This window comes from Ensifer aridi (assembly GCF_002078505.1).
GTDB classification, from domain to species: Bacteria; Pseudomonadota; Alphaproteobacteria; order Rhizobiales; family Rhizobiaceae; genus Sinorhizobium; species Sinorhizobium aridi.
The window spans coordinates 347,599-371,075 of sequence record NZ_LUAV01000012.1 but is presented as its reverse complement, the minus strand read 5'-3'; the positions used below and the strand labels follow the sequence as shown (position 1 = coordinate 371,075).

General features: G+C 62.2%; 21 protein-coding genes. 13 read left to right on the top strand and 8 right to left on the bottom strand.

Translation table 11 applies throughout. From position 1 onward, the window contains the following. Positions 1-90: 90 nt before the first annotated feature. From AYK65_RS11860 to AYK65_RS11825, 7 genes are all read right to left on the bottom strand, one after another. Positions 91-1,236, bottom strand: coding sequence for an alpha-hydroxy acid oxidase (locus AYK65_RS11860; protein ID WP_046118585.1), 1,146 nt, complete (start codon positions 1,234-1,236; stop codon positions 91-93). A 112-nt stretch (positions 1,237-1,348) separates the two neighbouring features. Next, positions 1,349-2,665 (bottom strand): guanine deaminase, encoded by a 1,317-nt coding sequence (guaD, locus tag AYK65_RS11855; RefSeq protein ID WP_081158482.1) that lies wholly within the window; start codon positions 2,663-2,665, stop codon positions 1,349-1,351. Continuing rightward, positions 2,662-3,894, bottom strand: a complete 1,233-nt coding sequence (locus AYK65_RS11850) for a urate hydroxylase PuuD (protein ID WP_026618016.1) — start codon at positions 3,892-3,894, stop codon at positions 2,662-2,664. Before AYK65_RS11850 ends, guaD begins: the two co-directional genes overlap by 4 nt. Before the next feature lie 149 nt (positions 3,895-4,043). Then, entirely contained in the window at positions 4,044-4,952 is a 909-nt protein-coding gene (locus AYK65_RS11845) for a LysR substrate-binding domain-containing protein (RefSeq protein ID WP_081158591.1), read from the bottom strand. A gap of 496 nt (positions 4,953-5,448) precedes the next feature. Beyond that, positions 5,449-7,785, bottom strand: coding sequence for a xanthine dehydrogenase molybdopterin binding subunit (gene xdhB, locus AYK65_RS11835; RefSeq protein WP_081158478.1), 2,337 nt, complete (start codon positions 7,783-7,785; stop codon positions 5,449-5,451). Between the two features lie 174 nt (positions 7,786-7,959). Continuing rightward, entirely contained in the window at positions 7,960-9,447 is a 1,488-nt protein-coding gene (gene xdhA, locus AYK65_RS11830; protein WP_081158476.1) for a xanthine dehydrogenase small subunit, read from the bottom strand. A gap of 22 nt (positions 9,448-9,469) precedes the next feature. Next, positions 9,470-10,246 (bottom strand): 3-hydroxybutyrate dehydrogenase, encoded by a 777-nt coding sequence (locus AYK65_RS11825; protein ID WP_081158474.1) that lies wholly within the window; start codon positions 10,244-10,246, stop codon positions 9,470-9,472. Positions 10,247-10,599: 353 nt separating this feature from the next. Between AYK65_RS11825 and glpK the strand changes: the two genes are divergently transcribed. The 10 genes from glpK (at position 10,600) to sbmA (ending at position 19,358) form a co-directional block, all read left to right on the top strand. After that, on the top strand, positions 10,600-12,093 hold the full coding sequence (gene glpK / locus AYK65_RS11820) for a glycerol kinase GlpK (RefSeq protein ID WP_046118588.1): 1,494 nt from the start codon (positions 10,600-10,602) through the stop codon (positions 12,091-12,093). Positions 12,094-12,436: 343 nt separating this feature from the next. Further along, complete coding sequence (locus AYK65_RS11815; RefSeq protein WP_026618009.1) at positions 12,437-12,760, top strand: ArsR/SmtB family transcription factor; 324 nt, start codon at positions 12,437-12,439, stop codon at positions 12,758-12,760. Then, the gene (locus AYK65_RS11810; RefSeq protein ID WP_081158472.1) at positions 12,757-13,188 is read left to right on the top strand and encodes an SRPBCC family protein; all 432 of its coding nucleotides are present in this window, start codon (positions 12,757-12,759) and stop codon (positions 13,186-13,188) included. Before AYK65_RS11815 ends, AYK65_RS11810 begins: the two co-directional genes overlap by 4 nt. A gap of 70 nt (positions 13,189-13,258) precedes the next feature. Beyond that, positions 13,259-13,486, top strand: a complete 228-nt coding sequence (locus AYK65_RS11805; RefSeq protein ID WP_081158470.1) for a hypothetical protein — start codon at positions 13,259-13,261, stop codon at positions 13,484-13,486. Positions 13,487-13,491: 5 nt separating this feature from the next. Further along, positions 13,492-13,959, top strand: coding sequence for a DUF1801 domain-containing protein (locus AYK65_RS11800; RefSeq protein WP_081158468.1), 468 nt, complete (start codon positions 13,492-13,494; stop codon positions 13,957-13,959). 113 nt (positions 13,960-14,072) lie between these two features. Beyond that, positions 14,073-14,534 (top strand): DUF1801 domain-containing protein, encoded by a 462-nt coding sequence (locus tag AYK65_RS11795; protein WP_420810243.1) that lies wholly within the window; start codon positions 14,073-14,075, stop codon positions 14,532-14,534. 110 nt (positions 14,535-14,644) lie between these two features. Continuing rightward, complete coding sequence (locus AYK65_RS11790) at positions 14,645-15,703, top strand: LLM class flavin-dependent oxidoreductase (RefSeq protein WP_081158589.1); 1,059 nt, start codon at positions 14,645-14,647, stop codon at positions 15,701-15,703. 67 nt (positions 15,704-15,770) lie between these two features. Then, positions 15,771-16,520 carry a type I methionyl aminopeptidase gene (gene map, locus AYK65_RS11785; protein WP_081158464.1) on the top strand — a complete coding sequence of 250 codons (750 nt, stop codon included), beginning with the start codon at positions 15,771-15,773 and terminating at the stop codon, positions 16,518-16,520. A gap of 116 nt (positions 16,521-16,636) precedes the next feature. Beyond that, positions 16,637-17,947: an MFS transporter gene (locus AYK65_RS11780; protein WP_081158462.1), complete on the top strand. Its 1,311-nt coding sequence runs from the start codon at positions 16,637-16,639 to the stop codon at positions 17,945-17,947. A 148-nt stretch (positions 17,948-18,095) separates the two neighbouring features. Then, positions 18,096-19,358 (top strand): peptide antibiotic transporter SbmA, encoded by a 1,263-nt coding sequence (gene sbmA / locus AYK65_RS11775; RefSeq protein ID WP_026618001.1) that lies wholly within the window; start codon positions 18,096-18,098, stop codon positions 19,356-19,358. Between the two features lie 12 nt (positions 19,359-19,370). Here the strand turns inward: sbmA and AYK65_RS11770 are convergent, their stop codons facing one another. After that, on the bottom strand, positions 19,371-20,372 hold the full coding sequence (locus AYK65_RS11770; RefSeq protein ID WP_026618000.1) for a polysaccharide deacetylase family protein: 1,002 nt from the start codon (positions 20,370-20,372) through the stop codon (positions 19,371-19,373). 202 nt (positions 20,373-20,574) lie between these two features. Between AYK65_RS11770 and AYK65_RS11765 the strand changes: the two genes are divergently transcribed. From AYK65_RS11765 to der, 3 genes are all read left to right on the top strand, one after another. Beyond that, a complete protein-coding gene (locus tag AYK65_RS11765) occupies positions 20,575-21,162 on the top strand; it encodes an NnrU family protein (RefSeq protein WP_081158460.1) in 588 nt (195 codons plus the stop codon). An 85-nt stretch (positions 21,163-21,247) separates the two neighbouring features. Further along, positions 21,248-21,916, top strand: coding sequence for a tetratricopeptide repeat protein (locus AYK65_RS11760; RefSeq protein ID WP_081158587.1), 669 nt, complete (start codon positions 21,248-21,250; stop codon positions 21,914-21,916). A gap of 130 nt (positions 21,917-22,046) precedes the next feature. Further along, complete coding sequence (gene der, locus AYK65_RS11755; RefSeq protein ID WP_081158458.1) at positions 22,047-23,477, top strand: ribosome biogenesis GTPase Der; 1,431 nt, start codon at positions 22,047-22,049, stop codon at positions 23,475-23,477.

Sequence of the window (23,477 nt, the reverse complement as noted above, 5' to 3'; positions counted from 1 at the left end):
TAGCACTTTGAATTGCTGCAGGTTTTTGTCCTTGAATCGGCTACGATTTAAGGAAACATGCAATAGACGCGTCGCGCCCGTTGCTGCCAATCACATTGCGTAGTCGGCAATGATGTCACGGCTGACATCGGCGATGCGGCGCTTGCCGCAGAGCGCCATGGTGATGTCCATCTCCTTACGGATGATGTCGAGCGCCAGTGTCACGCCTTCCTTGCCCATCGCGCCCAAGCCGTAAAGGAAGGGACGGCCGATGAAGGTGCCCTTGGCGCCAAGCGCTACCGCCTTCAAGACATCCTGGCCAGAGCGGATGCCGCCGTCGAGATGGACCTCGATCTCACCGCCGACCGCGTCGACGATGCGCGGCAGCATGCTGATGGAGGAGGGGGCGCCGTCGAGCTGACGCCCGCCGTGATTCGAAACCACGATCGCATCAGCGCCGGTCTTTGCCGCGATCTTCGCATCCTCGACATCCAGAATGCCCTTGAGGATGAGCGGGCCGCCCCAGCGCTCCTTGATCCACTCGACATCCTTCCAGGAGAGCTGCGGATCGAACTGCTCGGCAGTCCAGGAATGGAGCGAGGAAAGCTCGGTGACGCCCTTTGCGTGGCCGACGATGTTGCGGAAAGTGCGCCGCTTGGTGCCAAGCATCCTCATGCACCAGCGAGGCCGTGTCGCCATCATCCACAGATGCTTCGGCGTCAGGCGTGGCGGCGCCGACAACCCGTTGCGGAGATCCTTGTGGCGCTGCCCGAGAATCTGGAGATCCAGCGTGAGCACGAGTGCGGAGCATTTCGCTGCCTTCGCCCGGTCGATGAGGTCAAGCACGAAGCCGCGCTCTCGCATGACATAGAGCTGAAACCAGAAGGGCTTCGTGGTGACCGAGGCGACGTCCTCGATCGAGCAGATGCTCATTGTCGAGAGCGTGAAAGGGACGCCATAGGCTTCCGCCGCCTGCGCCGCCAGCATCTCGCCGTCAGCGTGCTGCATGCCGGTCAAGCCGGTCGGGGCGAGGGCGACAGGCATCGACACTTCTTGGCCGATCATCGTCGTCTCGAGCGAGCGATTGGTCATATCGACCAGAACGCGCTGGCGCAGCTTGATCTTCGAAAAATCCTCCTCGTTGGCCCGGTAGGTTCCCTCCGTCCAGGCGCCGCTATCGGCATAGTCGAAGAAGAGCTTCGGGACGCGCCGTTTGGCAAGCGCCTTGAGGTCGCGGATTTCGAGGATCTGCGTCATGGATCGGCCCCATCAAGTGAACGATTGCCGAGCCCATATCATGTTTTCAAAAGCCTTGTAATAGCTGCGGGAAGAAGAGGTCAAAAAAATTGACCTCTTCTCTTTTTCCTACTCAGGCGGCGCGGAGGACGGATTTCGAGGGCTTGCCGGCCACATAGGTCTCGACGACCGCACGGTCATCGCCCATCGTCTGGAGGAGGAACAGCTCGTCGGCCAGTGAATTGACCACTTCGGCGCGAAGCGCCATAGCTGGCGTCGCCGCCATGTCGAGCACCACGAGGTCGGCATCGCTGCCTGGCTGCAGCGTGCCGATGCGGTCGACGAGCGCGAGCGCTTCGGCATTGCCGCGGGTCATCAGATAAAAGCTGTCGAAGGGGTTCAGGCGCTCGCCCTGCAACTGCAGGATCTTGTAGGCCTCATCGAGCGTCTTCAGCATCGAATAGCTCGTGCCGCCGCCGATGTCGGAGGCGACGGAGACGCGCACGGGTTTCTCCCGCCGCGTCAGCGCGCGCAGCGGAAACAGGCCGGAACCGAGGAAGAGATTGGATGTCGGACAGAAGACGGCGACGGAGCCGGTCTCGCTCATGGCGTCCGCCTCCCGCTCGGAGAGGTGGATGCAATGGCCAAAAAGACTTTTCGGCCCGAGCAGGCCGTAGCGGGCATAGACGTCGGTATAGTCCTTCGCTTGCGGATAGAGCTCGCAAGTGTAGCTGATCTCATCGCGGTTCTCGGAGAGATGCGTCTGCACATGCAGGTTGGGGAACTCGCGGACAAGTGATTTCGCGACCTCCATCTGCTCCGGCGTCGAGGTGATTGCGAAACGCGGGGTGATAGCCACGTGATTGCGGCCCTTGCCGTGCCAGTCCGCGATGACAGCGCGGGTCTCGTCATAGCTCATCTCGGGCGTGTCGAGCAGCCCCTGCGGCGCATTGCGGTCCATCATCACCTTGCCCGCGACCATGCACATGCCGCGCTTCAGGCTCTCGGCGAAAAAGGCGTCGGCGGAGGTCTTATGTACCGAGCAATAAGCGGCCGCTGTCGTCGTGCCGTGGCGGACCATCTCGTCGAAGAAGCGGACGGCGATCCGCTCGGCATGCGCCGTTTCGACGAAGCGGCATTCCTCCGGAAAGGTGTAGGTGTTCAGCCATTCGAGCAGATCGGCCGCATAGGAGGCCATCACCTGCATCTGCGGAAAATGCAGATGCGTATCGATGAATCCCGGCATTATGAGATGCGGGCGGTGGTCGATTTCCGAGACATCCTGAGGCGCTGCCGTCTTCACCGTTGCGTAGGGGCCGGCGGCCCTGATCACCCCGTCTTCGATAAGAAGGGCGCCATCGCTCTCGTAGGCGTAGGCGGCATTGTCGTCGATGCTCTGGGGCTCCCGATGGAAGCTCAAGAGGCGGCCGCGGATCAGGGTGGATGTCATCGTGTCTCCCTGACGGCGCTTTCGTACCAGGCCGCCACAAGCCTGCGTTCTTGCGCCGTCATATCGGTTATGTTGCCGGGCGGCATGGCATGGCTGCGCCCGGCCTGGATATAGATTTCGCGCGCTCGCGCGGCAATCTCGGCATTGCTCTCGAGTATGACGCCATTCGGCGGACGCGCTATGCCTTCATAAGCGGGTTCGGCTGCGTGGCACATGCTGCAGCGGGTTGAAATCATATCCCTCACCGCCGGGAAATGGGCGTTCTCGGCAAAGCGTCTGAACGCCGGCGCCGCCTCGGCCTGTGCCGCGCCTGTGAGGACCTTCGGTGCTGTCGAAAGCCACATGATCAGGATGAAGAGGATCGCGGTGACAGCCCAAGTCCAGGTGGGCTTGCCCTTGCGCGCATGCGTGGTGTTGAACCAGTGGCGGATTGTGACTCCCATCAGGAATACCAGCGCTGCGATGATCCAGTTGAAGGCCGTCGCGAAGGCGAGAGGATAGTGGTTCGACAGCATGAAGAAGATAACGGGCAGCGTCAGGTAGTTGTTGTGCAGCGAACGCTGCTTGGCCTGCGCGCCGAGCTTCGGATCGGGCGTGCGCCCTGCGATCAGGTCGGCGACGACGATCTTCTGGTTGGGAATGATGATGAAGAAGACGTTGGCCGACATGATCGTCGCGGTGAAGGCGCCGAGATGCAGGAAAGCAGCGCGGCCCGTGAAAACCTGGGTGTAGCCCCAGGCCATGGCGACGAGCACGATGTAGAGCAGCGCCATCAGCCCCCAGGTGTTCCTGCCGATCGGCGACTTGCAGAGGAGATCATAAAGGACCCAGCCGAGGCCGAGCGAGGCGAGCGAGATCAGGATCGCGGTCGTCGCCGAAATGTCCAGCACGTGGCGATCGATCAGGAAGAGGTCGGCGCCGCCATAATAGACGATGCAGAGCATCGCGAAGCCCGAGAGCCAAGTGGAATAGGACTCCCATTTGAACCAGGTGAGGTGCTCCGGCATGGTGGCCGGCGCCACCAGGTATTTCTGGATATGGTAGAAGCCGCCGCCATGGACCTGCCATTCCTCGCCATAGGCGCCCGCCGGCAGGTGGTCGCGCTTCACGAGGCCGAGGTCGAGAGCGATGAAATAGAAGGACGAGCCGATCCAGGCGATTGCGGTGACGACATGCAGCCAGCGGACGGCAAAGGCCAGCCACTCCCAGGCAATGGCGAATTCGTACATTCAGAGCCCCTTTTTCTCCGTTGCCGCAACCTTGCGAAAAAAAACGGGAACGGGGAAGGGGCGATTTCATCGCTCGCTCCATTCGGCGCCGGCTCTACCGGCGAGCCGATCTTGTCCAAAGGGTAGAGTGAGATCCTCCAAGTCGATTTTCAGTGAGGGCCTTCAGGAGCTTCCGGATTGAGCTTGCTAAGAATCCAGTCACGGAAAGCGCGGATCTTCGGGGTGTTGCGGCGAGCGTGCGGGTAGACGAGCCAGTAATCGTGGCCGTCGTTGCAACGCAGATCGAATGGCTGGTAAAGCCTGCCGAGGGCCACGTCGTCACTATAGAATTCAGGCATCAGGATCGCGACGCCCTGGCCGGCCACCGCCGCCCGAGCCTCGAAGGCCTGGGCGCCGAGCCGGCTGGCCGGACGTCCGGCCAGATCGGGATCCTCCACGCCGGCGGCGCGAAACCACAAGGCCCACCAGGGATCCCGAGGGTCGATGATGCGGAGCTTCAGCAGGTCTCGCGGCGTGCGCACGCCCCCGATCGTTTCCGCAAGGGCCGGGCTGAGCATTGGGGTGAACTCCACCCGCATCAGGCGATGGCTTATGAGGCCTGGCCAGTCGCCCTTGCCGGAGCGGATCGCGACGTCGACCGCCTCCTTGTTGAAATCGATGATCGCATCGTTCGCCACCAGACGAACGGCGATATTTGGATGCGCGAGTTGGAACGTGCCGATTTCTCGAGCGAGCCATTGCGAGGCGAAAGTTGCTGTCGAGTTGATGAGCAGCGCCGCTTCAGTCTCCCCACGCGCCGAGGCGACCGCTTCCTGCAGCATCTCGAAGGCTTCCGTCACCTTCGGTGCCAAGTGCTTGCCAACCTCCGTCAGCGTGACCTGCCGCGGACGCCTCAGGAACAGCGGCTCGCCGATATTCTCCTCGATCAGCTTGATCTGATAGCTGACCGCCGTCTGGGTCATGCCGAGCTCGTCGCCCGCCTTGGTGAAACTGCCGAGCCGGGCGGCCGCCTCGAAGACCCTGAGCGCATTCAGCGGAAACTGCTTCGACATCTTCATGGATAAGTTCTCTTGATGCATACAGACGGATGTTCGATTGGAATTCGAGCATCTTTCCCGGCATCCTGCAAGTCAACTTCACCGCTTACAAAGGGTGCTCAGATGGCCTGCGATATATTGGAAACCACTGAAAGAAAACCTCTTTCCGCGTTCGAGCCGGTTTCCTGGCTCGTTTCCGCCGCACGCGCGCTCATGCGCTCGAGGCACTCGCGGCTGGATGTCGACGCGCTCTCTGATTACATGAAAAGAGACTTGGGTTTCATGGATTGGGGCGAGCCGCGGCACGAGGATGAGATGTTTCAATAGGGCTGTGCGTGGCTACGTTCGCGTCCGCCGCCCCTCATCCGCCTGCCGGCACTTTCTCCCCGCAAGCGGGGCTACTGTATGTTTCCTTAAATCATACCGGATTTAATGACAAAAACATGCAGCAATTCAAAGTGCTCCAGCGTCCTTTGTGCGTCTGAAAAGACGCACGGCGCTGTAAGGGCCGGCAAGCTCAAATCTGTCTTAACCGTTCCACCGCCATCAAGATCCGTTCCGGCGTCGCCGGCGTATCGAGGCGGGGGCATTCGCGATAATCGGCGACGCTGGCGACAGCCATCGACAGAGCCTCGAGAACCGAGATCGGCAGCATGAGCGGCGGCTCTCCCACCGCCTTCGACCGGCCGATCGTTTTTTCGACGTTTTGTGACCACTCGGCGAGGCGCACGTTGAAGATCTTAGGCCGATCCGAGGCAAGAGGGATCTTGTAGGTGGAGGGGGCATGCGTCCTCAAGCGCCCCTTCTCATCCCACCAGAGCTCCTCCGTCGTCAGCCAGCCCATACCCTGCACGAAACCGCCTTCGATCTGGCCGAGGTCGATCGCCGGATTGAGGGAGCGGCCGACGTCGTGCAGCACGTCAACGCGGTCGACCAGATATTCTCCTGTCAACGTATCGATGGAGACTTCGGAAACGGCCGCACCATAGGCGAAATAATAGAAGGGCGTGCCGCGGCCGGTGGCGCGGTCCCAGTGGATTTTCGGCGTCGCGTAGAAGCCGGCGGCGGAAAGCTGTACGCGCGCCGCATAGGCCTGGCGGATGAGTTCCGCGAAGGGCACGAGCTCTTCGCCGATCTTGACGTGGTTGGGCACGAAAGAGACGTTCTCTGCCGTCGTCTGCCAGCGCTCCGCGGCAAAGGCGACGAGCCGTTCCTTGATCTGCCGGGCGGCATCGAAGGCGGCCATGCCGTTGAGGTCGGAGCCGGACGAGGCGGCAGTGGCCGAGGTGTTCGGCACTTTTCCGGTCGTCGTCGCGGTAATCTTCACCCGATCGACATCGATCTGGAAACTGTCGGCGAGGACCTGCGCCACCTTGGTGTAGACACCCTGGCCCATCTCGGTGCCGCCGTGATTGAGATGGATCGAGCCGTCCGTGTAGATGTGGACGAGGGCGCCGGCCTGGTTGAGATGGGTGAGTGTGAAGGAGATGCCGAATTTTACCGGCGTCAGGGCTATGCCCTTGCGGATCACCCGGTTCGATCTGTTGAACTCGATGATTGCCGCCCGGCGGGCCTGATAGTCGGCGCTCGCCTCCAGTTCGTCGACGATGCGGCGGATGATGTTGTCCTCGACCTTCTGGTGATAGGGCGTGACGTCCCGGCCCGAATCCCCGTCGCCGTAAAAGTTCAGCTTGCGGATGTCGAGCGGGTCCTTGCCGAGCGCATAGGCGATCTCCTCGATGATCCGCTCGCCGCCCACCATGCCCTGCGGCCCGCCGAAGCCGCGGAAGGCGGTGTTCGATACCGTGTTCGTCTTCAGCGGCTCGGAGGTCAGCTTCACATTCGGATAGAAATAGGCATTGTCCGCATGGAAGAGGGCGCGGTCGGTGACGGGGCCCGAGAGATCGGCGGAAAAGCCGCAGCGCGCGGCATAATTCGCATGGACCGCCAGAATGTGCCCGTCGTCATCGAAGCCGACATCATAGTCGACGAGGAAGTCGTGGCGCTTGCCGGTGGCGGTCATGTCGTCGTCGCGATCCGGGCGGAACTTCACGGCACGACGGAGCTTGCGCGCGGCGACAGCGGCGAGTGCCGCGAACTGGTTGCCCTGCGTTTCCTTGCCGCCGAAGCCGCCGCCCATTCTGCGGACATTGACCGTGACGGCATTTACGGGCACGCCGAGCACCTGCGCCACCATGCGCTGGATCTCGCTCGGATGCTGCGTCGAGACCCAGACGGTCATCTCGTCATCCTCGCCGGGGACCGCGAGCGCGATATGTCCTTCCAGGTAGAAGTGCTCTTGGCCGCCGATCCGCATCTTCCCCTTCAGCCGGCGCGGGGAGCGCTCCAACGCGCCTTCCGCGTCGCCGCGTTGGAGCGTCAGCGGCGGCGTGACAAACTCGCCGCCTGTCGCCATCGCGTCGACGACATCGATCACGGTTGGCAAGTCGCGATAGGTGATCCTGGCGAGCCGCGCGGCGCGGCGCGCGATATCGCGCGTCTCGGCAATCACCGCAAAGGCCGGTTGCCCATGGAACTGCACCCGGCCGTCCGCGAGCACCGGCTCGTCGTGCAGATGGGTTGGGCTGATGTCGTTGGAATGCGGCATGTCCCTGGCGGTGAGTACGCAGACGACGCCGGGGACAGCGGCGACAGCCGAGAGGTCCACTTCCACGATTTCGGCATGCGCCCGATCGGTGAGGCCGAGCGCGGCGTGCAAGGTGCCGGCGGGTTCCGGCATGTCGTCGATATAGTCGGCGGTTCCGGCCACATGCTTGTGCGCGCTGTCGTGTTTTAACGGCGCATGCATCGGGCCGGTGATGGTCGTGCGGTCTTCGAAGGCGGACTTATCCATGTGGGGGCCTCCTTTCGAAGAAAATGCCCCTCATCCGGCCTGCCGGCCACCTTCTCCCCGCAAGCGGGGCGAAGGGACTCGCGGCGTCGCCTTCATTCCCTCTCCTCGCCTGCGGGGAGAGGGCTAGTCCTCGGGTTAAACCCGAGGAGAGGGGCAATCTCAAGCGATGCACGCTCATGCGACCTCCTCGAACCGCTGCAACTGTACTATCTCTCCGGTGCTTTCCAGGAAGAAACGCATCAGCAGGTTCTTCGCCGCGAGCAGGCGATAGGCGGCGGTCGCGCGCCAGTCAGTGATCGGCTGGTAATCGGCCTCGAAGGCGGCTTGCGCTTTGCGTATCGTATCCTCGGTCCAGGGCTGGCCGATCAGCGCCGCCTCCACGGCCTTCGCTCGCTTCGGCGTCGCCGCCATGCCGCCGAAGGCGATGCGGGCGGTCTTCACCCGGTCTCCGTCGAGGGAAATCCGGAAGGCGCCGAGCAGGGCAGAGATATCTTCGTCGCGGCGCTTCGTGACCTTATAGGCGGCGAAATGCTGGCCCGCGTGGAGCGCCGGAACGAAGACGCTCTCGACGAACTCGCCCGGTTTGCGGTCCTGTCTGCCATAGGCGATGAAGAAGTCCTCGAGCGGCAGCGAGCGCGTGCTGTCCTTCAAGCGCAGGGTTACAGTCGCGCCGAGCGCGATCAGCGGCGGTGGGCTGTCGCCGATCGGAGAGCCGTTGGCGATATTGCCGCCGATCGTGCCCATGTTGCGAATCTGGTCGCCGCCGATGCGGTCGATCAGACAGCCAAGCGTGGGGTAAGCGGCGGAAAGCGCATCACGTGCAGCCGTATAGCTGACCCCGGCGCCAATCGTCAGGCCCGCCTCCGAGCTCTCGATGCGCTGCAGTTCCGCAATGCCGCCGATGAAGATTACGGGGTTGAGCGAGCGCATCTGCTTCGTCACCCAAAGCCCGACATCGGTCGAGCCGGCGACAATCGTCGCATCCGGATGTTCGGCAAGCACGCGCGCGAGGTCGGTTGCGTCGACGGGTAGGATCAGGCAGTCCTCGCCCTTGCTGATGACGATCGTTTCTGTCTGCCGCAGGGCCTCCAGCCGGGCAGTGACCGCCTCGCGCGTTCGCGTGATCGGATCGAAGAGCGCCGAAGGCCGTTCCCTGGCGGCCGCTTCGGCCGCGCGGATGATTGGCTCATAACCGGTGCAGCGACAGAGATTGCCCTGCAGCGCCTTCTCGATCGCCGCGCGGCTCGGATTATCGTTGGTGAGCCACAGGCCGTAGAGCGACATGACGAAGCCCGGCGTGCAGAAGCCGCATTGCGATCCGTGGAAATCCACCATCGCCTGCTGCACCGGATGGAGCGTGCCGTCCTTGGCGGCCAGATGCTCGACGGTCACGACATGCGTGGCATTCAGCGAGCCTATGAAGCGGATGCAGGCATTGACGCTTTCGTAGACGAGACCCTCTTCCCCGCGGCCGTCACGTACAAGCCGGCCGACCAGCACTGTGCAGGCGCCGCAGTCGCCTTCGGCGCAGCCCTCCTTGGTGCCGGTGAGGCGATGCTCGAGCCTCAGATAATCGAGCAATGTGGCAGTCGGCGCGACTTCGGAAAGGGCGACCTCCGTATCGTTCAGAATGAAGCGGATGCTGCCGGATTCCTGTGCCATGCCCTTCCTTTCAAACCTCCGGTTATTGCGCCGTCCAGCCGCCATCCATGGAGACATGCGTGCCGGTGATCTGGGCGGCGTCGTCACTTGCAAGATAGAGCGCCAGCGACGCGACCTGTTCGACCGTTATGAACTTCTTCGTCGGCTGGCCCTTGAGCATCACCTCGTTGATCACCTGCTCCTCGGTGATGCCGCGGGTTCTCGCCTGGTCCGGTATCTGCTTTTCGACGAGCGGCGTCAGCACGTAGCCGGGGCAGATCGAGTTTACGGTGATGCCGTTTTCAGCCACCTCCAGCGCCACGGTCTTCGTCAAGCCCATGATACCATGCTTGGCCGCGACATAGGCGGACTTGAAAGGCGAGGCGACGAGTCCGTGCGCGGAGGCGATATTGATGATGCGCCCCCAGCTTTTCTTCTTCATCGCCGGAATGGCGGCGCGAATCGTGTGGAAGGAGGAGGAGAGATTGATGGCGATGATCCGGTCCCACTGCTCGACCGGGAAATCCTCGATCTTTTCGACGAACTGCACGCCGGCATTGTTGACGAGGATGTCGATGCCGCCGAAGCGCGAAGCGGCTGTGGCCATCAGATCGGCGATCTCGTCCGGCTTCGCCATGTCGGCGGGGTGGTAGAGCACGGTGCCGTTGCCGAGACCCGCGACCTCGTCCGTCACCGTCCTGATCTCGTCCGCCGTTCCGAAGCCGTTGAGCACGATATTGGCGCCGGTACCGGCAAAAGCCCTGGCGATCGCCAGCCCGATGCCGCTCGTCGAACCCGTTATCACTGCAGTTTTCGTCATTCTCGCTCTCCCTTCGCGCCGACCGCATTCGCCGAAGCGGGAGGCGGGCGAAAGCGGCCCACGTTCGTCATCCCGTTCGCCTCGTTTTGCGACGCAACAGCCTCAGCCTACGCGCAAAAGCGCGGCGGTGACAATTGTGTTTTTCGGGCCGACGACGCAGAGTCAGCCCTCGCGGGAGCGCCTGGAGAGAGTTGCGTTTTGTTTTCGTTTGACATTCGTTTTTCCATCGTATTCAAGTCTTCCGAATGTCGCCCTTGAGGAAGGGCGAAAGGGGTGGAGTGAGGAAAGCGCGGCGCGGTCTTCCGCTCGCATTCCGTTCCGCCCTTTTGGAGTAGCGTGCCGAGGAGGGGCATATGGGCGGATATATTCTCGCGATCGATCAGGGCACGACGTCGACCCGGGCAATCGTCTTCGACGGCAAACAGAAAATCGCGGGCATCGGCCAAAAGGAGTTCAAGCAGCACTTTCCGAAATCCGGCTGGGTCGAGCACGACCCGGAGGAGATCTGGCAGACGGTGATCTTCACGATTAAGGAGGCGATCGCTACGGCCGGTATTTCGGCGAGCGATATCGCCGCCATCGGCATCACCAACCAGCGCGAGACGGTGGTCGTATGGGAGCGCGACACCGGTAAGCCGATCCACAATGCGATCGTCTGGCAGGATCGCCGCACCGCTTCTTTTTGCGACAAGCTCAAGAAGAAGGGGCTGGAAAAGACCTTCGTCAAGAAGACCGGCCTGCTGCTCGACCCTTATTTCTCCGGAACGAAGCTCAATTGGCTGCTCAGCAACGTGAAGGGGGCGCAGGCGCGAGCGGCGAAGGGCGAGCTCTGCTTCGGAACCATCGACACCTTCCTCATCTGGCGGCTCACGGGCGGCAAGTCCTTCGCCACGGACGCGACCAATGCTTCGCGCACGCTCCTCTACAACATTGCCGAGAATGCCTGGGACGACGAACTCACAGACATCCTTCGCGTGCCTAAGGCGATGCTGCCGGAGGTCAAGGACTGCGCGGCAGATTTCGGCATCACCGATCCATCGCTTTTCGGCGCCGCGATCCCGATCCTCGGCGTCGCCGGCGACCAGCAGGCGGCGACGATCGGTCAGGCCTGTTTCGAGCCGGGCATGATGAAATCCACTTATGGCACCGGCTGTTTCGCGCTGCTTAACACCGGCAAGGACATGGTCCGCTCGAAGAACCGCCTGCTCACCACCATCGCCTATCGCCTTGACGGCAAGACCACCTATGCGCTCGAAGGCTCGATCTTCGTCGCAGGTGCTGCCGTGCAATGGCTGCGCGATGGGCTAAAGGTGATCAAGGCGGCACCCGATACCGGCACGCTTGCCGAAAGCGCCGATCCGTCGCAGGAGGTCTATCTCGTGCCCGCCTTCACCGGTCTCGGCGCGCCGCATTGGGACCCGGATGCGCGAGGCGCGATCTTCGGCATGACGCGCAACACGGGTCCGGCGGAATTCGCTCGTGCGGCGCTCGAAGCCGTCTGCTACCAGACCCGCGATCTCCTGGAGGCCATGTACAAGGATTGGCGCAGCAACGGCAAGGAAACGGTGCTGCGCGTCGACGGCGGCATGGTCGCCTCCGACTGGACGATGCAGCGCCTAGCAGACCTGCTCGACGCTCCCGTCGACCGCCCGGTCATCCTCGAAACGACTGCGCTCGGCGTCGCCTGGCTTGCTGGAAGCCGCGCCGGCGTCTGGCCGAACAGGCAAGAGTTTGCCAAGTCCTGGGCCTGCGACCGGCGCTTCGAGCCGCGAATGGACGAGGCGACGCGTAAGGTTAAGCTCAAAGGTTGGCGCAGTGCAGTGAAGCGGACGTTGATCGCGGCCTAAGTGTTGCGGTTTCCTTTGCGTCCTACCCGCTGAGCTGGAGCCAGCTCGACGTCGCGTGCCGAGCGACGGCACGCGCGTCACCACTACATCACGATAGCAATCATAATGCATAGCCGTCTAACTATGGTCTGCGCGGACGTCTTCACGAGTGCCGTCGCTCACGGGCGTGAGCATTGCGTTCACTCTGGCGCCCGAATTGTGCCGCTGTAATCAGATATACAACGGATCTCTCGCCGCTAACACTGGTTCCTGTGAAGAGGATCAATAAGGATCGGGCTCTGCTTGACTCACGCATAGCTCAGAAGCTATAGGTCGATCAATAGCCAGCAGGGTATTGATCCCGATGTCGAATGCTCATGATATGCTCTTCAGGACGCTTGCCGATCCCACTCGGCGGGCTCTCTTTGAGCGACTGTGCCGCGAAGGAGAGAGGACGGTTGGAGCTCTGACCGCTCGGGCCGGGGTCTCGCAACCGGTCGTCTCGAAACATCTCGGGCTCTTGAAGGAGGCCGGGTTGGTGCGCGATCGTCACGAAGGTCGCCACACATATTATAGCGCGCAACTCGGCGCTCTTGCCCCTTTGCTCGATTGGACGAGCCAGATGGCCGGGTTCTGGCAGAGCCGTTTCGACGATCTCGAAGACCTACTGAAAAGGATGGACCAATGAACGATACGCCGACCGAAACGCGCTCCGTCGTCGTCGAGCGTGAAATCCCTCATCCGCCGGAGAAGATCTGGCGCGCGCTCACCCAACCACACCTGATCGAGGAGTGGCTGATGAAAAGCGATTTCAAGCCTGTCGTAGGGCACCGTTTCAATCTTCGCGGAGACTGGGGCGGAGTATTGGACTGCGAGGTCCTCGCCATAGAGCCGAACAGAAAGCTGACCTACACTTGGAATTTCACCCACGAGGATGCCGCCTTCGACCTGAAGAGTGTGGTGACTTTTACACTCACCCCAACGAGCACCGGGACGCAGCTGCGCATGGAGCAGTCGGGCTTCCGGCCGGATCAGCGGCAGGCCTACGGCGGTGCCAAGGCGGGATGGCAGCAATTCCTTGAAAAGCTGGAGCAGGTTTTGGCGCGGATGGACTGACGTCTGCCGGCGTTGTCCAAGGGGCCAATAAGGTGGCGATCCGCTTCGATACATCCGATAGGAGATCCTCATGAATTGGAACATGTGGGTGCGACAATTCCACCGCTGGTTGTCTATCCTTTTCACGATGACCGTGATCGCCAACTTCCTCGCCATGGGACTGGGCGAGCCTCCCGCCTGGGTGGTCTATTCGCCACTGCTCCCGCTCTTCCTTCTGCTGTTCACCGGCCTGTACATGTTCGTGTTGCCGTATGCTATTAGCTGGCGCAGCGGGCGACCTGCCGGTTCAATGGAGTGAAGGCGATGACCGGCAAGACACCAAAGAAGTCGGGGACGGTTGCAACGAAGGCCGCTCCAAAGCAGGCCGCCGCGGAGCCTGTCCTCCTCTCGGGCGGCAATCCTCAGATAGCGAAGGGCTATGGTGACGCCCCGGTGCAGGCCTACATCGCGGCGATGCCGGGCTGGAAGAGCGACCTCGGCCGCCGCCTCGACGAGATCATCGTGCGCACTGTCCCCGATGTGCACAAGGCGGTCAAATGGAACTCGCCCTTCTACGGCATCGAGGGCGAGGGTTGGTTCCTCAGCTTTCATTGTTTCACGAAGTACGTCAAAGTGACGTTCTTCCGCGGCACATCGCTGCGCCCTGTCCCAGCCGGGGCGTCCAAGCACCCGGAAGTACGATACCTCGACATCCATGAGGGCCAACTCGACGAGGTTCAGTTCGCCGACTGGGTGAAGCAGGCCAGCCAATTGCCCGGCGAAAAATTGTGAGTGGGAAGCGGCGAGGTGCGTGCGTCGCGTGAGCGGGCGCGCCAGCCGTGAAGTCCCAACCCAGCGCGTCGAATACTGTACTGTGACGCCAAACGGCGACTGACGATACCCGAGTGAAGGGAGAGACAACGACCATGAAGGAAGCGGCGACATCGAAGAGCGGCTCAATGGAAGAGGGTTCTCCTTCTCGGCTGATAGACGCGAGAATCAACGAGCTCGGCGATTGGCGCGGCGAGACGCTCGCCCACATCCGAGCTCTCATCAAACAGGCCGATCCCGAAGTGGTCGAGGAGTGGAAGTGGAGAGGGGTTCCGGTGTGGTCGCATGCCGGAATCATCTGCACGGGTGAGACCTACAAGAATGTCGTGAAGATGACCTTCGCCAAAGGCGCCTCGTTGGAAGACCCTTCAGGCCTCTTCAACTCCAGCCTCGAAGGCAATACCAGGCGTGCCATCGATATTCATGAGGGCGACAAGATCGACGAAGAGGCGTTGAAGGCGCTCATCCGCGCCGCCGTGGTACTGAACACGTCGGCGCGAGCCGCCCGTTCTCAGAAGAGACCGAAGAGCTCTTGAAGAGCTTCTTGAACCGGATGGCCGTTGGAAACGGTGTGTTTCCCAAAGGCGCATTTGCGGCCCGATCGCGCCCCGATTATCTCTGGCGGAACGATAGCAGGAAGCAAATCATGGAACTCGGACTCTATACATTCGCCGACGTCGATCCGAATGCGGCCGACAAGGGAGCGGAGGGCCACCGGCGTCTGGCCAATCTCCTCGAGGAGATCGAGCTTGCCGATCAGGTCGGTCTCGATGTTTTCGGCCTCGGCGAGCATCATCGGCCCGACTATGCGGCCTCGGCGCCGGCGGTGATCCTTGCGGCGGCCGCGGCGCGCACGAGCCGGATTCGACTGACGAGCGCGGTGACGGTGCTGAGCTCCGACGAGCCGGTTCGCGTCTTTCAGCAGTTCGCGACGCTCGATCTCATCTGCAACGGCCGTGCCGAGATCATGGCCGGGCGTGGCTCTTTCATCGAATCCTTCCCGCTCTTCGGCCAGTCGCTCGACGACTACGACCAGCTTTTTGCCGAGAAGCTGGAGCTCCTGCTAGCGCTGCGCGACAGCGAGAAGATCACCTGGTCGGGCGAGCTGCGTCCGCCGATCAACGACCGCGGCGTCTATCCGCGGCCGCTGCAGAACCCATTGCCGCTCTGGATCGCCGTCGGCGGCACGCCGCAATCGGTTGCGCGTGCCGGTGCGCTCGGTTTGCCGATGGCGCTCGCGATCATCGGCGGGGAACCGCGCCGATTTGCTCCGTTGTTCGATCTTTACCGCGAGGCCGCGCGCCGCAGCGGTCAGGATGCCTCGAAGCTCAAGACGAGTATCAACGTGCATGGCTTCATCGCCGACACGACGGAAAAGGCTGCTGACAAGTTCTACGGACCGCAGGCGGAGGTGATGAATCGCATCGGCCGCGAACGCGGTTGGGGACCCACGAACCGCGCCCACTATGACCAGGCGCGCAGCCCGACTGGAAATCTCTTCATCGGCGATCCGGAAACGGTCGCACAGAAGATCGTGGCGCACCAACGGCTGTTCCGCAATGACCGCTTCCTCCTGCAGATGGCGATCGGCCTGATGCCGCACGACCAGATCATGCGCGGGATCGAGCTTTACGGCACCAAGGTGGCGCCGTTGGTCCGCGAGATGCTGGCGGAAGAGGGCCAGCCGCAGGCATCCGGCGTCTGACCGTCGCCGGTCGACACTGGTATCTCGCACGCCGGCACGCTACATGAGGCCGCGAAAGCGAGACATCATGACCCTCAACAACGACGAAGACCTCGAGCGGCTCAAGGAAATCGGTCGCATCTGCGCCAACGCGCTCCAGGCGATGGGCGAAGCCCTCGAGCCCGGCATGACCACGGCGGAGCTCGACGCGATCGGCCGCAAGGTGCTGGAGGATGCGGGCGCGCGCTCGGCACCCGAGCTCTGCTACAAGTTCCCCGGGGCGACCTGCATCAGCGTCAACGAGGAGATCGCGCACGGCATTCCGGGTGGCCGGGTCATTCAGCCCGGCGATCTCGTCAATATCGACGTTTCGGCGGAAAAGGACGGCATCTTCGCCGATACCGGCGCGTCCTTTCCGGTACCGCCGGTGACGACCGAGATCGACCGGCTCTGCCGCGACGGCAAGCGCGCCATGTGGGTGGGTCTGAAGCAGGTCCGGCCGGGTCAATCGCTGGCCGCGATCGGCAATGCCATTGGCGAGTTCGCCCGCAAGAACCGTTATTCGCTCGTCACCAATCTGGCGAGTCACGGCATCGGCCGCTCGCTGCACGAGGAGCCGGGCGAGATCGCCACCTGGCCTGACCCGTCCGAGCGGCGGCGCATGGCCGAGGGCATGGTTTTCACCGTCGAGCCGTTCCTGTCGATGGGCGCGCACTGGGCCGAGAGCGGCGACGACGAGTGGACGCTCTACAGCGAGCCGCGCGCCCCGACCGTGCAATACGAGCACACGGTCGTCGTGACGCGTGGCGGCCCGCTTGTCGTCACGCTCCCGGCCTGACGCGGGCTCCGAGTGACGTTGCGACCTCGTCACCGCGGCTGATCGTTCGATTCCGTCGATAGTTCGTTCAATTATAATGATTTGTCGCCCTGTTGTTGCGATGCAATAAGGGACAGATGGGCACGCTTCACAGACCGCAGGATAGCGAGAATGCCGGCTCGCAGCGATCCGGTGCCGCCGACGGCATCGAGACGCATCAGGGGAGGCGGCATGCGAGGGACGAACCACGGGTAGCCGGCAGTTCCCTTCCAAGCGTCAATCTTGCCGCCACCGCCGTCGCCGGTGCAGTTGCCATGGCGGTGGCCATGGGCTTCGGGCGCTTCTCCTATACTCCGATCCTGCCGGCCATGATGACGGATGCCGGGCTTTCGCCGGGCGATGCCGGACTGATCGCCTCGGCGAATTTCATCGGCTATCTCGCGGGCGCGGTGCTCGCCGCGTATGGCTGGGCGCATGGCCGCGAACGCTTGATCGGCCTTGCCGCGCTCGCCGCAACGACGCTGTTGCTTGCAGTCATGGGGCTCACCTCGTCCGTGCTGGCCTTTTGCATCATCCGTTTCCTGGCGGGACTTGCGAGCGCGTTCGCGATGATCTTCGTCTCGGGAATCGTGCTGGGGCAGGGGCTCGCCGCCAGATCGGAGCATGTACCGTCGGTGCATTTCGGCGGCGTCGGCTTCGGCATCGCGCTTTCCTCGATTGCCGTCTGGGTGGCGCCGCTTGCGGGTGTCGCGGGCTTCTCGGTGTCGCAGGCCGATTGGTTCACCGGCGCGCTTGTTGCGCTCGCTGGCACAATTCTGGTGGTCGCGCTGCTGCCAGGCACTCATCAATCCGCCAATGGCGGCCGGCCGGAGGCGCCGCTCGTATGGACGCGGCCGCTGAAGGTCATGACGCTAACCTACGGCTTCTTCGGTTTCGGCTACGTGATCACCGCCACCTTCCTCGTCGCGATGGCGCGAGATGCGAGCGGCGGCCACGGCGTCGAGTTCCTCGCCTGGCTGCTGACGGGCATCAGCGCCGCGCTTTCGGTGCATCTATGGCGATACGCCGTGCCGCGCTTCGGCCTCGCCGGTGTCTATGCCGCCGGCTTGCTGGTCGAGGCGGCCGGACTCGTGCTGACGGTCAGTCTGCCCTTGCCCGTCGCGCCGCTCGCCGGCGGGCTGATGCTTGGCGCCACCTTCATGATGATCACCGCCTACGGTCTGCAGATCGGCCGGCAACTGGCGCCCGAAAGCCCGCGCCGAGCGCTCGCCTTAATGACCGCTGCCTTCGGCGTCGGCCAGATCGTCGGGCCGCTGGTGGCCGGATGGCTTGCGGAGCGGACCGGGAGCTTCGCCTTGCCGACGCTGGTGGCTGCTGTTGTTCTCTTCTGCTGCGGTGGGATGGTGGCTTTGGAATTGCGTGGAATCAAGGCGGCGCTGGGCCGGTGAAGCACCGGGAATGCGGCATCCTCCGGTTCAGATTCGTGAAATAACAGTAACATTCGCGTTGCGTAATTGTTGCCGCGTGCAATTTGCCCTAGTTTCGGCGCATCAGGAGGCAAGTCCTTGTCCTCCAAGAAAATGAGAGTGCCGTCCCTTGTTCCAGTCGTTCTTCCCCAAGCCTAGGCTATTCTTCATCTCCGTTGTGGTTTGGTCGCTAATCGCCATCGCGTTCTGGTATGCCTGGGGCGAAGGGCTCGGTGCCTTCGTCGGCCTCCCGCCTGCACCGGCTAACTCTCCTCCGATCGTTGGCATATCGGCATTCTGGTCCCCGCCATTCCTTTGGTTTTACATCTACTTTGGCCTGATCGTCGGGATCTTTACGGCATTCTGGTATGTCTATTCGCCCCACCGTTGGCAGAGTTGGTCCATTTTGGGGTCCTCGCTCATTCTGTTTGTCACCTATTTCCAGGTTCAGGTGAGTGTGGCAATTAACAACTGGTACGGCCCCTTTTGGGATTTGATTCAGGCGGCCGTTTCCAAAGCGGCTGTAGTCACCGCAGAGCAGTTCTATGGGCAGATCGCCACATTTCTGGGCATCGCCATGGTTGCGGTCGCGGTCGCGGTTATGACGCGTTTCTTCGTCAGTCACTATATCTTCCGCTGGCGCACGGCGATGAACGAGTACTACATGGCGAATTGGGGCAAACTGCGCCATATCGAGGGGGCGTCGCAACGTGTTCAGGAAGACACGATGCGTTTTTCATCGACGGTCGAGGGTCTCGGTGTCAGCCTTATTGATAGCGTGATGACCCTGATCGCCTTCACGCCGGTGCTGATCCGCCTTTCGGAGAACGTTACCGAACTGCCCATCGTGGGCAGCATTCCCTATCCGCTGGTTACGGCGGCCGTTTTGTGGTCGCTCTTCGGGACAGTTTTCCTGGCACTGGTCGGTATCAAACTGCCGGGATTGGAATTCCGGAATCAGCGTGTGGAAGCTGCCTATCGGAAAGAGCTGGTTTACGGCGAAGACCATGCGGATCGCGCCCAACCGCCCACCGTTGAAGAACTCTTCAGCCATGTGCGCCGAAACTATTTCCGCCTCTATTTCCACTATCTCTACTTCAATATCGCCCGTATCTTCTATCTGCAGATTAACAATATTTTCGCACTCTTGATCCTGGCTCCGTCGATCATCGCGGGCAAGATTTCCTTAGGCGCTTTGAATCAGATCTCCGGCGCATTTGGCCAGGTGACTTCTTCATTCCAGTATCTCGTCAATTCCTGGCCGACGATTGTGGAACTGTTGTCAATCTACAAGCGCCTGCGTGCCTTCGAATCGATACTCGATGAAGAGCCGCTGCCTGAGATAGATCAGCAGTTCATCGAAGTTGGCGGTAAGGAGGAATTGGCGCTTTAATTCTCTCCTCGCTCAGAAGGCGGAGCGATCCGCCTTCTTTCTTGCGCTGTCGATCAGCGGCAAGGCCTCCGCATAGCTGACGCAGGCGACGTCCGGCTTGCTGCAGGCCTCCGTCAAGAAGCGATCGAGCGCACGCCAATAGGCGCCGCCGTTCATCTCGACGAAATGGAAGCCGAGCTGCAGCGGGATGCGTTCGCCCTCATATTCCTTTCGGAAGGCCTCGCGATAGGCCGCAAGCGTCCGTTCCTCGAAGCGGGCGCTGTCTTTTCTGTTCTCGACGCCCATCGAATGGCGGATGAAGAGATTGTAGTCCATGCCGATCACCGGCCGGTGCGATGGACCTTCCGCGATCAGGGGCAGGCCGAAGCGCGGCAAGCCGCCTTCTGCGGGCCAGCCGGGGCCTTTGGTGACGAGGCTTGCATCATAGGTGAAACTGAAGTCCTTCAACGCGGGCAGGAGGCCCTCGCTCAGCGAAAGATAGGGCGCGCGGAAGCCCTTGATGCCCTTGTGCGCGAAGTCCGCCCAGCCTGCCGGTTCGGCCTCCGGCTTACCGGCCTTCTTCCAGGCCTCCAGGAGTGCCGTGCGAAAGGCAGCGAATTCGCTTTCCCAATCGGCCTTGCTCCAGCCTTTGCCGTCGAAGTGGCCGCAGGCGTGGCTGCCGATATCGTGGCCTTCGAGATGCGCCTGCCAGATATGCCCGGCGCGGATCGCGATCTCTTCGCGGCTCTGCGCGAAACCGACATTCGAACGGCCCGGCTTCTGGCCCGGCGCCTTGTAGCTCTGTTTGCCGTCCGCCTTCGTCATCAAGAAGGTACAGGAGAGGAAATAGGTGAAATGCGCGCCCGTGCGCTTCGCCATGGCAAGGCTCTTTTCCCATAACGCATTGTCATGTGCGCCGTCGAAAGAGACGATGACAAGCTGCTTGCTCTTCGCGGCATACGGTGCGCGCGGCGGGTCGGCCATGGCAAGAGCGGGAAAAAGACAGAAAGAGAGCGCGACGATCTTGTGGGACATTCGGGAGGCTTCTTGGGGAGAATCGGCAACTGCGACGACTTGCTTCGTGCCGTCCCTTCTTCAACAATGCGGCAATCCTTTGATCTCGCTGGAAATTCGCGGGGGATAAAGCTATTCGACGGTGAACAAACTACTAAAGCGAGACGAGCGAGCAGCTCTTGCGCTCGCTTTAGACGGGCAACGTTTCGAGATCGGGTGTGATATGGCGCTTCTGCTTTTGGGTATCGTAATCTTCCTCGGCATGCACCTCGTCCGGGTGGTCGCACCCGGTTTTCGCGCTGGCATCATCGAGAGTCGCGGCAAGGGCACATGGACGGGGCTCTATACGCTCGTCAGCTTCGTCGGCCTCTGTCTGATCATCTACGGATTCGGGCAGGCGCGCGGCGAAACGGGCATACTCTACGATCCGCCCGTGTTCCTGCGCCACGTCGCCCTTCTGCTGATGCTGTTTGCCTTTGTCTTCCTCGCCGCAGGCTCCCTGCCGGCGGGGCGCATCGCCGTCGCGGTCAAGCATCCGCAGATACTCTCCATCAAGATCTGGGCACTGGCGCACCTGCTCGCGAATGGCGAGGCGTCTTCGGTGCTGCTCTTCGGTTCCTTTCTCGCCTGGGCGGTGATCCTGCGCATCTCGTTGAAACGACGCGAGCGCGCGGGCGAAACCGTGCTGCCGGTGTTCAAGTCGGCGCGCAACGACGTGTTGGCGATTCTCATCGGCCTCGCTGCCTATGTGCTCTTCATCTGGAAACTGCACGACTGGCTGATCGGCGTCCCTCCCATCGTTATGGGGTAAATGACGTCGGCCCCCTTACAAGCGGCGCAAAATCGGGTAGAAGGCGCCAACAATTTGCATGAAGGCCGGGCAGCCGGGACAGGACATGGTAAACCAGGACGACAGCTTTATCCGCGAGGTCAATGAAGAACTCCGCTCCGACCAGATGAAAGCCATCTGGACGCGCTTCGGCGGTCTCATCATCGGGCTTGCCGTCCTGATCGTGCTCGGCACTGTCGGCAAGGTCGGCTACGATTATTGGCAGGAGACATCCTCCTCGCAGTCGGGCGATGCATTCCTCGCGGCGCTCGACCTCGCAAAGGCAAACAAGACAGACGAGGCACTCACGGCGCTGACGCAACTGGAGAAGGAAGGCTACGGCTCCTATCCGGTTCTCGCGCGGCTGCGTACGGCTACGCTTCAAGCGCAAAAGGGTGAAACCGAGGCGGCGATTACGGCGTTTTCGGAGATCGGCAAGGATACACGCATTCCGGCGGCGCTGCGCGACGCGGCGCGGCTCCGCGCAGCCTACCTGCTCATCGATGCGGGGACGTACGACCAGGTCTCTGCCGAGGTCGAGCAATTGGCCGTTCCGCAGAACGCCATGCGCCATTCGGCTCGCGAAGCACTCGGTCTTGCGGCCTACAAGGCGGGCGATTACGTGAAGGCGAAAGGCTGGTTTCAGCAGATCACCGAAGACGCCGAGAGCCCGCGCGGCATCATGAGCCGGGCGCAGATGCTGCTTGACGTGATTGCCGCGAGCGGCAAAGCCTAAGTCACGATGATTTCGGGTCGCATGAACCTGAAATCATCATGATCGACTCTAAAGAGCCGGAGCGGGATGCGGGCGGAAGACCGCTTCACACTTTTCTTCTTCCCGCTCCAGCGCAAGAACGGATTTCGAGATGAGCTTCACCGTCGCCATCGTGGGTCGCCCAAATGTCGGCAAGTCCACCTTGTTCAACCGTCTGGTTGGCAAGAAGCTGGCGCTCGTCGATGACACGCCGGGCGTCACCCGTGATCGGCGTCCGGGCGACGCCAAGCTCGTCGACCTCAAGTTCCGCATTATAGACACAGCCGGTCTCGAACAGTCGGCGCCCGATAGTCTGCAGGGCAGGATGTGGGCGCAGACCGAGGCGGCGATCGACGAGGCCGATCTTTCGCTTTTCGTGATCGACGCGAAGGCTGGTCTGACGCCGGCCGACGAGACGCTGGCCGAGATGCTACGTCGGCGGGGCAAGCCGGTCGTGGTGGTCGCCAACAAGGCCGAGGCGCGCGGCTCCGAGGGCGGCTTCTACGACGCCTTCACACTCGGCCTCGGCGAGCCTTGCCCGGTCTCGGCGGAGCATGGTCAGGGCATGCTCGACCTGCGCGACGCGATCATCGCCGCGCTCGGGGAGGAGAGGGCGTTTCCGCCGGCCGAGGATGTGGCCGAAACGGATGTCGATATTCGTCCGGAGAGCGGCGGTGTCGGGGCGGAGGACGAAGAGGAGCCGGCCTACGATGAAACGAAACCCCTGCGCGTCGCGATCGTCGGGCGGCCGAACGCCGGCAAGTCGACGCTGATCAACCGCTTCCTCGGCGAGGACCGGCTTCTGACCGGGCCGGAGGCTGGCATCACCCGCGATTCCATCTCCGTCGAATGGCAGTGGCGCGGGCGCACGATCAAGATGTTCGACACGGCCGGCATGCGCCGCAAGGCGAAGGTGCAGGAGAAGCTGGAGAAGCTTTCCGTCGCCGATGCACTACGCGCCATCCGCTTCGCCGAGACCGTCGTGATCGTCTTCGACGCCACCATTCCCTTCGAGAAGCAGGACCTGCAGATCGTCGACCTGGTCCTGCGCGAAGGACGCGCGGCCGTGCTCGCCTTCAACAAATGGGATCTCGTCGAAAACTGGCAGGCGGTGCTTGCGGATCTGCGCGAAAAGACCGAACGGCTGCTGCCGCAGGCGCGCGGCATCAAGGCGGTGCCGATATCCGGTCACACCGGCTACGGCCTCGACCGGCTGATGCAAGCGATCATCGACACCGATAAGGTCTGGAACCGCCGCATCTCGACGGCGCGCCTCAATCGCTGGCTGGAATCGCAGCAGGTGCAGCACCCGCCGCCGGCTGTCTCCGGTCGCCGCCTCAAGCTCAAATACATGACGCAGGTGAAGGCTCGCCCGCCCGGGTTCATGATCTCCTGCACGCGGCCCGAAGCGGTACCGGAATCATATATCCGTTACCTCACCAACGGCCTGCGCACCGATTTCGACCTGCCGGGCGTGCCGATCCGCATCCATCTCCGGGCGTCGGAGAATCCTTACGAATCGAAGGCGCGCAAGAAGCGTTGA

Coding starts and splice junctions, on each gene's coding strand:
- xdhB (WP_081158478.1), bottom strand. CDS start 7,785: ATGGATAAGTCCGCCTTCGAAGACCGCACGACCATCACCGGCCCGATG.
- AYK65_RS11800 (WP_081158468.1), top strand. CDS start 13,492: ATGACCGGCAAGACACCAAAGAAGTCGGGGACGGTTGCAACGAAGGCC.
- AYK65_RS11790 (WP_081158589.1), top strand. CDS start 14,645: ATGGAACTCGGACTCTATACATTCGCCGACGTCGATCCGAATGCGGCC.
- AYK65_RS11780 (WP_081158462.1), top strand. CDS start 16,637: ATGGGCACGCTTCACAGACCGCAGGATAGCGAGAATGCCGGCTCGCAG.
- AYK65_RS11850 (WP_026618016.1), bottom strand. CDS start 3,894: ATGTACGAATTCGCCATTGCCTGGGAGTGGCTGGCCTTTGCCGTCCGC.
- der (WP_081158458.1), top strand. CDS start 22,047: ATGAGCTTCACCGTCGCCATCGTGGGTCGCCCAAATGTCGGCAAGTCC.
- guaD (WP_081158482.1), bottom strand. CDS start 2,665: ATGACATCCACCCTGATCCGCGGCCGCCTCTTGAGCTTCCATCGGGAG.
- AYK65_RS11845 (WP_081158591.1), bottom strand. CDS start 4,952: ATGAAGATGTCGAAGCAGTTTCCGCTGAATGCGCTCAGGGTCTTCGAG.
- AYK65_RS11760 (WP_081158587.1), top strand. CDS start 21,248: ATGGTAAACCAGGACGACAGCTTTATCCGCGAGGTCAATGAAGAACTC.
- AYK65_RS11825 (WP_081158474.1), bottom strand. CDS start 10,246: ATGACGAAAACTGCAGTGATAACGGGTTCGACGAGCGGCATCGGGCTG.
- AYK65_RS11805 (WP_081158470.1), top strand. CDS start 13,259: ATGAATTGGAACATGTGGGTGCGACAATTCCACCGCTGGTTGTCTATC.
- AYK65_RS11765 (WP_081158460.1), top strand. CDS start 20,575: ATGGCGCTTCTGCTTTTGGGTATCGTAATCTTCCTCGGCATGCACCTC.
- AYK65_RS11860 (WP_046118585.1), bottom strand. CDS start 1,236: ATGACGCAGATCCTCGAAATCCGCGACCTCAAGGCGCTTGCCAAACGG.
- AYK65_RS11810 (WP_081158472.1), top strand. CDS start 12,757: ATGAACGATACGCCGACCGAAACGCGCTCCGTCGTCGTCGAGCGTGAA.
- glpK (WP_046118588.1), top strand. CDS start 10,600: ATGGGCGGATATATTCTCGCGATCGATCAGGGCACGACGTCGACCCGG.
- map (WP_081158464.1), top strand. CDS start 15,771: ATGACCCTCAACAACGACGAAGACCTCGAGCGGCTCAAGGAAATCGGT.
- AYK65_RS11815 (WP_026618009.1), top strand. CDS start 12,437: ATGTCGAATGCTCATGATATGCTCTTCAGGACGCTTGCCGATCCCACT.
- AYK65_RS11770 (WP_026618000.1), bottom strand. CDS start 20,372: ATGTCCCACAAGATCGTCGCGCTCTCTTTCTGTCTTTTTCCCGCTCTT.
- xdhA (WP_081158476.1), bottom strand. CDS start 9,447: ATGGCACAGGAATCCGGCAGCATCCGCTTCATTCTGAACGATACGGAG.